Origin of the sequence: Aeromonas sp. R4-1 (assembly GCF_040908325.1) — a bacterium.
Lineage (GTDB): Bacteria > Pseudomonadota > Gammaproteobacteria > Enterobacterales > Aeromonadaceae > Aeromonas > Aeromonas veronii.
This window is the reverse complement of record NZ_JBFODM010000050.1, coordinates 44,583-56,579: the sequence shown is the minus strand read 5'-3', so window position 1 is coordinate 56,579 and position 11,997 is coordinate 44,583. Positions and strand designations below refer to the sequence as shown.

Genomic DNA, 11,997 nt, shown 5'->3' with positions numbered 1-11,997 from the left:
GGACCAAATGATACGTCAGTGGGAGAGATCTCACTAAAAACTGGGAATAACGCCTTAAATGGCGAAGAAACGGTCTAAATAGGCTGATTCAAGGCGTTTACGGGAGAAAAAATCGGCTCAAACATGAAGAAATGAAATGACTGCGTCAGCCGAGAAGAATTTCCCCGCTTATTCGCACCTTCCTTAGATATTGACCGTGGTGAGCTCATCAAATAGCTAACCATCATCATGAGATAAAATTTCAGAGAGTCTATCTACTTATAACGAGGCGTTGCTGAAAGGCGAGGATACACTTTGTGAAGAACGGAACTCTGAGGATGGTGGGGGCTATGTAGAAATGCCCGTCGTAGTGACTCGACGGGCATTACACATTAGCAATAAAGATATTTATCAGGCTTGCAGCCAGCTTTCGATACTACTCTGGATGCCTGTATCGTCCAGACCGAGCAGGGCATAGATCTCCTGCTGGGTACCCTGTTCCACGAAGCGATCCGGTAAGCCAAGGTTGAGCACCGGCTTGCACTGCTTGCTGCGCATCAGCAGTTCGTTCACCGCCGAACCGGCGCCGCCCATGATGGCGTTGTCTTCCAGAGTGACGAACTGATCGTGGCTGGCCGCCAGCGACAGCACCAGTGCCTCATCCATCGGTTTGACGAAGCGCATGTCCACCAGAGTGGCATCAAGCGCCTCGGCGGCCGCTTTCGCGTGGTGCAGCAGGGTACCAAAGGCCAGAATGGCGGTGCCCTTGCCCTCTCGCAGGATACGTCCCTTGCCAAGCGCCAGTGCCTGCATCTCTGACGAGATGGGGGCATCGCTCAGGCTGCTGCCGCGCGGGTAACGCACGGCGGCGGGGCCTTGATGGAGATAGCCGGTATAGAGCATCTGGCGGCACTCGTTCTCATCAGATGGCGTCATCACCACCATGTTGGGCACGGTGCGCAGGAAGCTGATGTCGAACGCTCCCTGATGGGTCGGGCCATCGGCGCCCACCAGACCGGCCCGGTCGATGGCGAACAGCACCGGCAGATCTTGCAGCGCCACGTCGTGGATCACCTGATCGTAGGCACGCTGCAGGAAGCTCGAATAGATGGCCACCACCGGCTTCTTGTCGGCGATGGCGAGACCCGCGGCGAAAGTGACCGCATGCTGCTCGGCAATGGCCACATCGAAGTAGCGATCCGGATACTGCTGGCTGAATTTCACCAGCCCCGAGCCTTCGCGCATGGCGGGGGTGATGCCGACCAGCTTTTCGTCTTTGGCGGCCATGTCGCACAGCCATTGGCCAAAGATGGCGGAGAAGGTGGGTTTGGCACCGCTTGCCTTGGGTAAGGAGCAATCGTCAGGATTGAACTTGGGCACAGCGTGATAACCGATGGGGTCTTTCTCCGCCGGCTCGTAACCCTTGCCCTTCTTGGTTTTGACGTGCAGCAGTTGCGGACCCTTGAGGTTGCGCATGTTGCGCAGGGTCTCGACCAGTGCCTCGATATCGTGACCGTCGATGGGGCCGATATAGTTGAAGCCGAACTCCTCGAACAGGGTGCCGGGCACCACCATCCCCTTGAGGTGCTCTTCGGCCCGCTTGGCCAGCTCCTTGACCGGCGGCAGCCCCGCCAGCACCTTCTTGCCGCCTTCGCGGATGGTGGTGTAGAGCTTGCCTGACATGACCCGGGCCAGATGGTTGTTGAGCGCCCCGACATTCTCTGAGATGGACATCTCGTTGTCGTTGAGGATCACCAGCATGTCCTTGTGGACATCGCCGGCGTGGTTGAGCGCTTCAAAGGCCATCCCTGCGGTAATGGCACCATCACCGATCACTGCAACGACCTTGCGACCCAGCCCTTCACTCTCGGCGGCGACCGCCATACCGAGCGCCGCACCGATGGAGGTGCTGGAGTGGCCGACGGAGAGCACGTCGTATTCGCTCTCGCCACGCCAGGGGAAGGGGTGCAGACCATCCTTCTGCCGGATGGTGTGGATCTGGTCACGGCGCCCGGTCAGGATCTTGTGGGGATAGGCCTGATGGCCCACATCCCAGATCAGCCGATCGAACGGGGTGTTGTAGACGTAGTGCAGGGCGACGGTCAGTTCGACCGTGCCGAGACCGGAGGCAAAGTGTCCGCTGGAGCGGCTGACAGAGCGCAGCAGATATTCGCGCAGCTCGTTGCACAGCACCGGCAGCCGATCTTTGGGCAAGGAACGCAGCTCGACCGGAGTGTCCGCGAGGGCCAGGTTGGGGAAATTGCTAATATCAACGCTCATATTGTTACTGTTATCCAGCGTTTAGTGGGTTCGCTCGATGATGTAATCGGCAAACGCTTCCAGAATGTCGGTATTGTAGGGCAAGGATTGCAGGGCTGTTAAGGCTTTCCCATGCAGTTCGCGAGCCAGCTCACGGGCATTTTCGAGTCCGAGCAGGGCCGGATAGGTACTTTTCTCCAGCGCCAGGTCAGAACCTTGTGGCTTGCCCAGGGTGGCGGTATCACCTGTGATGTCGAGGATGTCATCCTGCACCTGAAAGGCGAGGCCAATCGCGGCGGCATAGGTTTGCAGTGCAGCCAGCGTGGCGTCATCGACATCGGCTTTGCACAGGGCGCCGAGCGCCACGGCGCATTCAATCAGCGCACCGGTCTTGTGGCGGTGGACCTGCTCCAGTTCGGCGAGCGAGATCTGGCGCCCTTCGGCCTGCAGGTCCAGCGCCTGGCCGCCACACATACCCAGATAGCCGGAGGCGCGGGCGAGGGTACTCAGCATCCGCACCCGGTTGGCCATCAAGGAGTCAGGCATGGGGTGATCGGCGAGAATGGAGAACGCCAGGGTCTGCAGCGCATCACCGGCCAGAATGGCGGTTCCTTCGTCAAACGCCTTGTGAACGGTTGGCTGACCACGACGCAGGTCGTCGTTATCCATGGCGGGCAGGTCATCGTGCAGCAGGGAGTAGGCGTGGATGCACTCCACGGCAGCCGCGGGGCCATCCAGCAGTTCGCTCTTGACGCCCAGCATCTCGCCGACCGCGTAGACCAGAAACGGGCGAACCCGCTTGCCGCCCAGCAGCAGGCCATAACTCATGGCATCGCGCAGACGCGGCGCCATGGCGGGCAAGGATTCAAGTTGTGCTGACAGACAGTCGTCAATACGCTGACGATGCAGACGGGAAAAATGGTCCAGCGCCACTCACTCCTCTCCTTGTTCTGGCTGGAAGGGGGCGAGCTGGTCACTGCCATCGGCTTGACTGAGCAGGATCTGGATCTTCTGTTCGGCCAGTTCCAGCTTCTGCTGACCGGCCCGTACCAGATGAACGCCCTGCTCGAACTGCTTGAGTGCCTCTTCCAGGGGTAGGGAACCTTGTTCCAGCTGATGAACGATGGTTTCCAGCTCTTCCAGAGTGGCATCAAAACTCAGACGGTCGATTTTTTTACTGGCCATGTCCATCCTCGGGGATTGAAAAAAACGGCTTATATTAACATCGACCGTCCACAGGGGGGAGGCAGAAAAGCATCGCCCCCTCAAACTCTCGCTAAACTGGCCGATAATGAGCCATCATTCTCAGTGGATGTATGCTTGCCGCTAGGGTCGCAATAGCAGAAAATTCAACAAACTATAATTAGGCATAAGAACCGGTGACAGGAGTAGGGACGTGGATCTAGGCAGTCTGATAGGGATAGTGCTGGGTTTCGGGGTGGTGGTGTACGGCATGCTGCTGGGTGGCCCTATGAGCATGTATGTTGATATGCCATCGGTCTACATCACTGTATTGGGCTCAATCTTCATCGCCATGATGAAGTTCAACCTTGGCCAGTTCCTGATGGCATTCAAGGTGGCGGGCAAAGCCTTTATGTACAAGGGCGACAAGCTTGAAGACCTGATTACCAAAGCCGTTGAACTGGCTGACGCGGCTCGCAAAGGGGGCTTTCTTGCGCTGGAGGCCGCAGAGATCCCCAATGCATTTATGAAAAAAGGGATCGACATGCTGGTTGATGGTCACGATGCCGAAGTGGTGCGCGCCGTGATGGAAAAGGATATCGACCTGACAGCCGAGCGCCATGTCATTGCCATCAAGGTCTTCCGTACCCTTGGGGATCTGGGCCCTGCCATGGGGATGATAGGTACGTTGGTGGGTCTGGTGGCCATGCTGGCCAACATGAGTGACCCCAAGTCGATCGGGCCGGCGATGGCGGTGGCCTTGCTTACCACCCTGTACGGTGCGATAGAGGCCAATATGTTGGCGATCCCGATTGCCGACAAGCTGGAGCTGCGCAGCGGGGAGGAGAAGCTCAGTCGTACCCTGATCCTTGATGCCATTATGGGGATTCAGGATGGCCAGAACCCGCGGGTGATCCAGTCCATGCTGCAAAACTATCTGAACCAGTCCAAACGTAATACTGGCACCGAATAGGGGGCGCTATGTCTGATTGCAAGTGCCCGCCACCAGGTCTTCCTGGTTACATGGGAACCTTTGCCGACCTGATGTCGCTGTTGATGTGCTTCTTCGTGCTGTTGCTCTCCTTTGCCGAGATGGATGTGCAGAAGTTCAAACAGATAGCCGGTTCCATGGACAAGGCATTCGGGGTACAGAACATCCTTGAGGTGAAAGATATTCCCAAGGGAACCTCGGTGATTGCCCAGGAGTTCAGGCCCGGTCGCCCGGAACCCACGCCAATTGATACTGTGATGCAGCAGACTATCGATCTGACCCAGACAGAACTGGAGTTTCTGCCCGGCGAGTCGGATCAGGCCGGTGGTCAGGACAAGAGTGATGGCAAGCAGACGGGGGGCGATACCGCGCAGGATGCGAAGAAGGCGCAAGAACAGTCCAATACCCTGGCCAAAGCCCTCGCCGAGCAGATGAAAGATCAGATCCAGGATGGTGCCATCGAAATTGAGGCGCTGGGCCAGCAGATCATCATCCGGATCAGGGAAAAAGCGTCTTTCCCGGCCGGTTCGGCATTTCTGCAGCCACAGTTCTGGCCGGTCATTCGCAAGGTAGCGACCCTGCTCAAGGATGTGCCGGGTGAAATCACCATCTCCGGTCACACCGACAACGTGGCGACCGAAGATGAGCTGTTCCAGTCCAACTGGGAGCTGTCGTCGCAACGGGCGGTGGCGGTGGCGCACCAGATGCTGAAGGTCCCCGGTTTTGATCAGGGGCGACTGGTGGTGCAGGGGATGGCGGATTCCCAGCCATTGGTGCCCAATACCACCCCGGAAAATCGTCGGATGAATCGGCGGGTGGAGATCGCCATCATGCAGGGCAAACCGACCGTTTCGGCCCCCATTTCCCTACCGGAAGGGAAGTAAGCGAGGGGAATGTCGATGACGCAAGTGGGATCTGCATCAGGGGGCTGACGTGGATTTTGTGTTGGCTTCATATTAAGATGCCTCATCCGAACCGATTGCTGCGGCCTCCTTGCAGATGGCCGCAGTTTCTATTTTCAAGCAACCCAGGTTTCGACTATGAATCATACTCCGATGACTGTTCGCGGCGCTGAGAAGCTGCGCGAAGAGCTCGATTATCTCAAGACCGAGCTTCGTCCCCAGATTATCGAAGCGATTGCCGATGCCCGTGAGCACGGCGATCTGAAGGAAAACGCCGAATACCATGCCGCTCGCGAGCAGCAGGGGTTCTGTGAAGGCCGCATTCAGGAGATTGAAGCCAAGCTCTCCAATGCCCAGGTGATCGATGTCACCAAGATGACCAACAACGGTCGCGTTATTTTTGGCGCGACAGTGACTCTGCTCAAGAGCGAGACAGAGGAAGAGGTGGTCTACCGCATCGTGGGTGACGATGAGGCTGATATCAAACAGAACCTCATCTCTGTCAACTCCCCCATTGCCCGCGCCCTGATTGGCAAGGAAGTGGACGATGTTGCAATCGTCAAGACCCCTGCTGGCGATGTGGAATACGAAGTACTGGAAGTCGCTTATATCTAAGCGAATGCTACAGACGATGAAACAGGGGGGCTGGTGCTCCCCTGTTTGTCTTTATCTATATGATTATTGATAAAAATCAGGACAGATACGCCTCGGTAAAAGCGTCCTGATGACGCTGAAACAACCAGTGGCGCAGCCGTTCGATGTTGCTCTCGCTCATTTGAAAGCTTAGCGCCCAGGTGGCATGGTCGGCATTGGCTTTGATGCGCCTTACCAGTCGTCCCTGCAGTGGAAGAGGGGCCTCTTGCTCGATGCAGAGCTCGCCGTTGATGGGGGTATCGGCCACCATATCGGTTGGCAAATTTTCCACGATGAGGCCGTTGAGGGAGAGGCTGAGTACCTGAAACAGGCCCAGTTCGCTGCAAAGCTTGGCTTTTTGTGTGAGACGCCAGGCACGCGGTTGCGCAAACCCCAGTTCCCTGATGACCGGTGCAGATAACCGGGGCTCGACGAAGCCATCTTCCCCTTGGGTAAAGCTCAGGGGAAAACGCAGCTGATGGCCTGCGAAGCGGGCTTCGAGTACAAGGTGTTCGGCTTTTTGCAGCAAGCCAAGCATGGGGGCATCGAGGTGACCACTCAGAACATGGGTGTCCTGATTGCTCCCCAAGTCCCGCAGCATGGCCAGCTCATCGTCGGTCAGAATAGGATGGTGAGCCATAATGCGTGTCCGGAAGTATTCATCGCAGGTTAAGGGCTTTGCGACTACTTTGGCAAGCGACTCGGGAAGAAGTGGAATAAGGAAAGAGCGATGCTCTTTCCTTTTACTTGCGGGGCAGCTGGATTTTGGGTTCGTTGGCTTGACGATAAATGGTCAGCACATGACCCATGCTTTGCACCTTGATTGAACCGGTTTCACGGACGATAGCATCCATAACCAGTTGTTTCATTTCGCGATCTTCAGAGGCAACCTTAACCTTGATCAGCTCGTGATGGTTCAGTGCCAGATCGATCTCGGCCAGTACACCTTCGGTCAGACCATGCTGACCCAGCAGGACGACAGGCTTGAGGCTATGGGCAAGGCCCTTGAGGTACTGTTTCTGTTTATTGTTGAGAATCATCGCAATTTCTTCATAAGTCAGGGTTGAAAGGGGCGTATTCTACCCCCACTTAGCCCTTAATACTAATAACCCTTGTGGTTTTTTAAAGTCGATTATCATGACCCAGAAAAAACGTTCCCCCAGTTCAACTCGCTGGTTAAAAGAACATTTCGACGATCAATACGTCAAAAAAGCCCAGAAAATGGGCCTGCGTTCTCGTGCTGTTTTCAAGATTGACGAGATCCAGGGCAAGGATCGCTTGCTGAAACATGGCATGACCGTAGTGGATTTGGGTGCAGCCCCCGGTGGTTGGTCCCAGTTCGCGGTTGAACAGGTTGGTGATTCGGGTCGTGTCATCGCATGTGACATTTTGCCGATGGATCCCATTGCTGGTGTCGATTTCCTGCAAGGGGACTTTCGGGAGGAAACTGTACTCGGCGCTTTGCTGGAGCGAGTGGGTCCCGAAAAGGTCGATGTCGTGATGTCTGATATGGCTCCCAACATGAGCGGTACCCAGCAGGTGGATCAGGCTCGCGCCATGTATCTGGTCGAGCTGGCGCTGGACATGTGCAATCAGGTATTGCGTAGTGACGGCAGTTTCGTAGTAAAGGTGTTTCAGGGTGAGGGCTTTGATGCCTATCTCAATGAAATTCGTAAACTTTTCTCCGCTGTCAAAATTCGTAAACCAGACTCATCCCGCGCCAGATCACGGGAAGTCTACATTGTGGCTACCGGTTTTAAACTGTAGTACCCTAACCTTCATCGTTAACTGTCAGTCTGCGAGGTTACTGATTTGAGTGACATGGCGAAAAACTTAATCCTGTGGCTGGTCATCGCCGTCGTTTTGATGTCGGTGTTCAATAGCTTCAGCCCCAGCGATACCACCAGTCGCCAGCTGGACTATTCCAGCTTCGTTAAAGAGGTGACCCAAGAGCAGATCCGTGAAGTGCGGATGGACGGTAAGGTCATTAATGGCGTCAAGCGTACTGGTGAACGATTCACCACCATCATCCCTGCGCCGGATCCCCAGCTGCTCAACGACATGCTCAATCACAATGTCAAAGTGATGGGCGAGAAGCCGGAAGAGCCGTCTCTGTTGACCTCTATCTTCATCTCCTGGTTCCCGATGCTGCTGCTGATCGGTGTCTGGGTCTTCTTCATGCGTCAAATGCAGGGCGGCGGTGGCAAAGGTGCCATGTCGTTCGGCAAGAGCAAGGCTCGCCTGATGAGCGAAGATCAGATCAAGACCACCTTTGCTGACGTTGCAGGTTGCGATGAAGCCAAGGAAGAGGTCAAGGAGCTGGTCGACTATCTGCGCGACCCGAGCAAATTCCAGAAACTGGGTGGCAAGATCCCGACCGGTGTGCTGCTGGTGGGTCCTCCCGGTACCGGTAAGACCTTGCTGGCCAAGGCCATTGCGGGCGAGGCCAAGGTGCCGTTCTTCACCATCTCAGGTTCCGATTTCGTGGAGATGTTCGTCGGTGTTGGTGCCTCTCGGGTGCGTGACATGTTCGAACAGGCCAAGAAATCTTCCCCCTGCATCATCTTCATCGATGAAATTGATGCGGTCGGTCGTCAGCGTGGCGCCGGTCTGGGTGGTGGTCACGATGAACGTGAGCAGACCCTTAACCAGATGCTGGTCGAGATGGATGGCTTTGAAGGCAATGAAGGCATTATCGTCATCGCTGCCACCAACCGTCCTGACGTACTGGATCCGGCACTGCTGCGTCCGGGCCGTTTCGACCGTCAGGTTGTGGTCGGTCTGCCGGATGTCCGTGGTCGCGAGCAGATCCTGAAAGTGCACATGCGCAAAGTTCCGTTGGCGGATGACGTCAATCCGGCGCTGATTGCCCGTGGTACCCCCGGTTTCTCCGGTGCGGATTTGGCCAACCTGGTCAACGAAGCTGCCCTCTTCTCTGCCCGTGAGAGCCGCCGAGTGGTCTCCATGGCCGAGTTCGAGAAGGCCAAGGACAAGATCATGATGGGGGCGGAACGTCGCTCCATGGTGATGAAAGAGTCCGAAAAAGAGATGACTGCGTATCACGAAGCCGGTCACGCCATCATTGGTCGTCTCGTGCCTGACCATGACCCGGTTTACAAGGTCTCTATCATTCCGCGCGGTCGTGCGCTGGGTGTGACTATGTATCTGCCGGAGCAGGATCGCTGGAGCCACTCCAAGCAGCATCTGGAGTCGATGATCTCCAGTCTGTATGGCGGTCGTCTGGCAGAAGAGCTGATCTACGGTGCCGAGAAGGTATCGACCGGCGCGTCCAACGATATCGAGCGGGCGACCGACATTGCACGCAAGATGGTGACCCAGTGGGGTATGTCCGAGCGTCTCGGCCCAATGCTCTACGCGGAAGAAGATGGTGAGGTGTTCCTCGGTCGCAGCATGGCCAAGGCCAAGCACATGTCCGACGATACCGCTCGCGTGATCGATGCCGAGGTCAAGCAGGTCATTGATCGCAACTATGCCCGTTCCAAGCAGATCCTGCTGGATAATATGGACGTGTTGCACAGCATGAAAGATGCGCTGATGAAGTACGAGACCATCGACGCCAAACAGATCGATGATCTGATGGCGCGTCGCGAGGTACGTGCTCCGAGCAACTGGCATGACGAGCACGGTGATACCCCGCAAGGCGGTTCCACCGTGGCTGCCGAGGCCAAGCCTGCCGATGAGGCTGCACCGGTGGCGGATGTCACTATCGACAAAGCCAACGACGCTCCGGCCAAATAATTGTGACTCTCCAAACCCCGGGCTTGCCCGGGGTTTTTCTTTATCAGATGGACGTGAAAATGCAGTTAACCAGCAAGGGGCTCAGCCTCTCCCTCGATCGTCCCCATGTGATGGGGATCCTCAATGTGACGCCCGACTCCTTCTCCGATGGCGGTAATTTCAACCAATTTGAACGGGCAATGGGCCATGCGCGCCAGATGGTCTCTGACGGTGCGACCCTCATCGACATCGGTGGCGAGTCTACCCGCCCTGGTGCGCCCGATGTGAGCGAGCAGGAGGAGCTGGACAGGGTCATTCCTGTCGTGGAGCAGATGGTACGTGAGCTGGATGTGATGATCTCCCTCGATACCTCCAAAGCGGCTGTGATGCGGGAGGGTTGCAAGGTGGGTGCCCATCTGATCAATGATGTGCGGGCGCTGCAAGAGCCTGGAGCGCTGCAGGCCGCGGCCGAAGCTGCTGTTCCTGTCTGCCTGATGCACATGCAAGGTCAGCCGCGAACCATGCAAGTCGAGCCGCACTATGACGACCTGATCGGGGAGGTACGCGCCTTCTTTGATGAGCGTATTGCGGCTTGTCTGGCGGTCGGGATCCGTCGTGAAGAGCTGTTGCTGGATCCGGGATATGGCTTTGGCAAAACCCTTGCACACAACTATCAGCTGTTAGCGGCTCAAAAGGAACTGCTTGATTATGGCTTGCCGCTATTGGTGGGGATGTCGCGAAAGTCTATGATAGGCAACCTGCTGGGCCGTCCGGTGGATGAGCGTCTGGCGGGCAGTCTGGCATGCGCCCTTATCGGCATGCAGCATGGGGCCCGCATCATCAGGGTACACGATGTACGGGAGACCATCGACGCATTGCGCGTCGGTTGGTTGGCAATGACGGGACAAGATTTTATTTCCAGATAATAAAGAGAACAGACAATGGCAAGAAAGTATTTCGGTACCGATGGTGTGCGCGGCAAGGTTGGTGAATACCCGATCACCCCTGATTTTGTGATGAAATTGGGTTGGGCTGCCGGCAAGGTGCTCTCCAAGAAGGGCACCAAAAAGGTGCTGATTGGAAAAGATACCCGCATCTCCGGTTACATGCTGGAATCCGCGCTGGAAGCGGGGCTCTCCGCGGCAGGCCTTAAAGCCATTCTGATGGGACCCATGCCAACACCGGCGGTTGCCTACCTGACTCGCACTTTCCGTGCCGAAGCTGGCATCGTCATCAGCGCTTCCCACAACCCCTTCTACGACAACGGCATCAAGTTTTTCTCCGCCGATGGCACCAAGCTGCCTGATGATGTCGAGCTGGCTATCGAAGCCGAGCTGGATCACGAGCTCAAGTGTGTCGAGTCTGCCGAACTTGGCAAAGCGGTGCGCATTGATGATGCTGCCGGTCGCTATATCGAATTTTGCAAGAGCACCTTCCCCTCCCACATGAATCTGGATGGGGTGAAAATGGTGGTCGACTGTGGCCACGGCGCCACTTACCACATTGCGCCTTCGGTTTTCCGCGAGCTGGGTGCTGAAGTGATCACCATGGGCTGTGCCCCGGATGGTCTCAACATCAACGATGGTGTCGGTTCGACTGCGCCTGACGCACTGGTTGCCAAGGTACTGGAGTGCAAGGCCGATCTGGGGGTTGCCTTTGATGGCGATGGTGACCGTCTGATCATGGTTGACCATACCGGTTATCTCATCGACGGTGACGAAGTGCTCTATATCATCGCGCGCGATGCCCTGCGCAATGGTCGCCTCAAAGGCGGTGTCGTCGGCACCCTGATGGCCAACATGGGTCTGGAGCTGGCGCTGCAAACTCTGGGCATTCCGTTTGCTCGTGCCAAGGTGGGTGACCGCTATGTGCTGGAGATGATGGAAGAGAAGGGCTGGCGCATCGGTGGCGAGAACTCCGGCCACATTATCTGTCTGGATCAGACCACTACGGGTGATGGCATCGTAGCCGCCTTGCAGGTGCTTACCGCCATGCGCAGTGCCGAGATGCCGCTGGCCAAGCTGCGCTCCGGCATGAGCAAGTTCCCGCAGGTTCTGGTGAATGTTCGCTTTGCCGAAGGCAAAGATCCGCTGGCCGCTGATGCTGTCATGGCTGAGGTTGCCAAGGTGGAACAGGAGCTGGCTGGTCGTGGTCGCGTACTGTTGCGTAAATCAGGTACCGAACCGCTGATCCGGGTCATGGTCGAAGGGGAGCATGAACAGCAGGTGCGTGACATGGCTCAGCGCATCGCCAAGCAGGTTGAATCGGCGTTTTAATGAACAACCAGGGCGGCTTTTTAGCCGCCCTGGTTGT

General features: G+C 56.6%; 12 protein-coding genes. 7 read left to right on the top strand and 5 right to left on the bottom strand.

Translation table 11 applies throughout. The features are described from left to right. Positions 1–390: 390 nt before the first annotated feature. Genes dxs through xseB form a run of 3 tightly spaced genes read right to left on the bottom strand, consistent with a single transcriptional unit; the run spans position 391 to position 3,423 of the window. Entirely contained in the window at positions 391–2,259 is a 1,869-nt protein-coding gene (gene dxs, locus AB5Y90_RS08370; protein WP_368166785.1) for a 1-deoxy-D-xylulose-5-phosphate synthase, read from the bottom strand. Between the two features lie 21 nt (positions 2,260–2,280). Further along, on the bottom strand, positions 2,281–3,171 hold the full coding sequence (gene ispA, locus AB5Y90_RS08365) for a (2E,6E)-farnesyl diphosphate synthase (protein WP_005349523.1): 891 nt from the start codon (positions 3,169–3,171) through the stop codon (positions 2,281–2,283). Then, positions 3,172–3,423 (bottom strand): exodeoxyribonuclease VII small subunit, encoded by a 252-nt coding sequence (xseB, locus tag AB5Y90_RS08360; RefSeq protein WP_005338838.1) that lies wholly within the window; start codon positions 3,421–3,423, stop codon positions 3,172–3,174. 211 nt (positions 3,424–3,634) lie between these two features. Here xseB and pomA point away from each other — a divergent pair, with 211 nt between their 5' ends. From pomA to greA, 3 genes are all read left to right on the top strand, one after another. Continuing rightward, entirely contained in the window at positions 3,635–4,393 is a 759-nt protein-coding gene (gene pomA, locus AB5Y90_RS08355) for a flagellar motor protein PomA (RefSeq protein ID WP_005349525.1), read from the top strand. 8 nt (positions 4,394–4,401) lie between these two features. Then, complete coding sequence (locus AB5Y90_RS08350) at positions 4,402–5,295, top strand: flagellar motor protein MotB (protein ID WP_307895382.1); 894 nt, start codon at positions 4,402–4,404, stop codon at positions 5,293–5,295. A 156-nt stretch (positions 5,296–5,451) separates the two neighbouring features. Beyond that, positions 5,452–5,928: a transcription elongation factor GreA gene (greA, locus tag AB5Y90_RS08345; RefSeq protein ID WP_005343528.1), complete on the top strand. Its 477-nt coding sequence runs from the start codon at positions 5,452–5,454 to the stop codon at positions 5,926–5,928. Between the two features lie 76 nt (positions 5,929–6,004). Here greA and AB5Y90_RS08340 read toward each other — a convergent pair whose 3' ends face one another. Both AB5Y90_RS08340 and yhbY read right to left on the bottom strand, forming a co-directional pair. Further along, positions 6,005–6,586, bottom strand: coding sequence for a hypothetical protein (locus tag AB5Y90_RS08340; protein ID WP_043822834.1), 582 nt, complete (start codon positions 6,584–6,586; stop codon positions 6,005–6,007). Positions 6,587–6,689: 103 nt separating this feature from the next. After that, complete coding sequence (gene yhbY, locus AB5Y90_RS08335; protein WP_005338829.1) at positions 6,690–6,986, bottom strand: ribosome assembly RNA-binding protein YhbY; 297 nt, start codon at positions 6,984–6,986, stop codon at positions 6,690–6,692. Positions 6,987–7,083: 97 nt separating this feature from the next. Here yhbY and rlmE point away from each other — a divergent pair, with 97 nt between their 5' ends. The 4 genes from rlmE to glmM are packed head-to-tail and all read left to right on the top strand — an operon-like array spanning position 7,084 to position 11,960. Further along, complete coding sequence (rlmE, locus tag AB5Y90_RS08330; RefSeq protein ID WP_019445923.1) at positions 7,084–7,713, top strand: 23S rRNA (uridine(2552)-2'-O)-methyltransferase RlmE; 630 nt, start codon at positions 7,084–7,086, stop codon at positions 7,711–7,713. Positions 7,714–7,758: 45 nt separating this feature from the next. Continuing rightward, entirely contained in the window at positions 7,759–9,705 is a 1,947-nt protein-coding gene (gene ftsH / locus AB5Y90_RS08325; RefSeq protein WP_005343537.1) for an ATP-dependent zinc metalloprotease FtsH, read from the top strand. 59 nt (positions 9,706–9,764) lie between these two features. Next, positions 9,765–10,610 carry a dihydropteroate synthase gene (gene folP, locus AB5Y90_RS08320; RefSeq protein WP_307895379.1) on the top strand — a complete coding sequence of 282 codons (846 nt, stop codon included), beginning with the start codon at positions 9,765–9,767 and terminating at the stop codon, positions 10,608–10,610. A 15-nt stretch (positions 10,611–10,625) separates the two neighbouring features. Further along, positions 10,626–11,960, top strand: coding sequence for a phosphoglucosamine mutase (gene glmM / locus AB5Y90_RS08315; RefSeq protein ID WP_005338823.1), 1,335 nt, complete (start codon positions 10,626–10,628; stop codon positions 11,958–11,960). Positions 11,961–11,997: the final 37 nt, after the last annotated feature.

Excerpts from the sequence above, each read along its gene's own strand:
- dxs (WP_368166785.1), bottom strand. The coding sequence starts at position 2,259 with ATGAGCGTTGATATTAGCAATTTCCCCAACCTGGCCCTCGCGGACACT.
- AB5Y90_RS08340 (WP_043822834.1), bottom strand. The coding sequence starts at position 6,586 with ATGGCTCACCATCCTATTCTGACCGACGATGAGCTGGCCATGCTGCGG.
- yhbY (WP_005338829.1), bottom strand. The coding sequence starts at position 6,986 with ATGATTCTCAACAATAAACAGAAACAGTACCTCAAGGGCCTTGCCCAT.
- greA (WP_005343528.1), top strand. The coding sequence starts at position 5,452 with ATGAATCATACTCCGATGACTGTTCGCGGCGCTGAGAAGCTGCGCGAA.
- rlmE (WP_019445923.1), top strand. The coding sequence starts at position 7,084 with ATGACCCAGAAAAAACGTTCCCCCAGTTCAACTCGCTGGTTAAAAGAA.
- glmM (WP_005338823.1), top strand. The coding sequence starts at position 10,626 with ATGGCAAGAAAGTATTTCGGTACCGATGGTGTGCGCGGCAAGGTTGGT.
- xseB (WP_005338838.1), bottom strand. The coding sequence starts at position 3,423 with ATGGCCAGTAAAAAAATCGACCGTCTGAGTTTTGATGCCACTCTGGAA.
- folP (WP_307895379.1), top strand. The coding sequence starts at position 9,765 with ATGCAGTTAACCAGCAAGGGGCTCAGCCTCTCCCTCGATCGTCCCCAT.
- AB5Y90_RS08350 (WP_307895382.1), top strand. The coding sequence starts at position 4,402 with ATGTCTGATTGCAAGTGCCCGCCACCAGGTCTTCCTGGTTACATGGGA.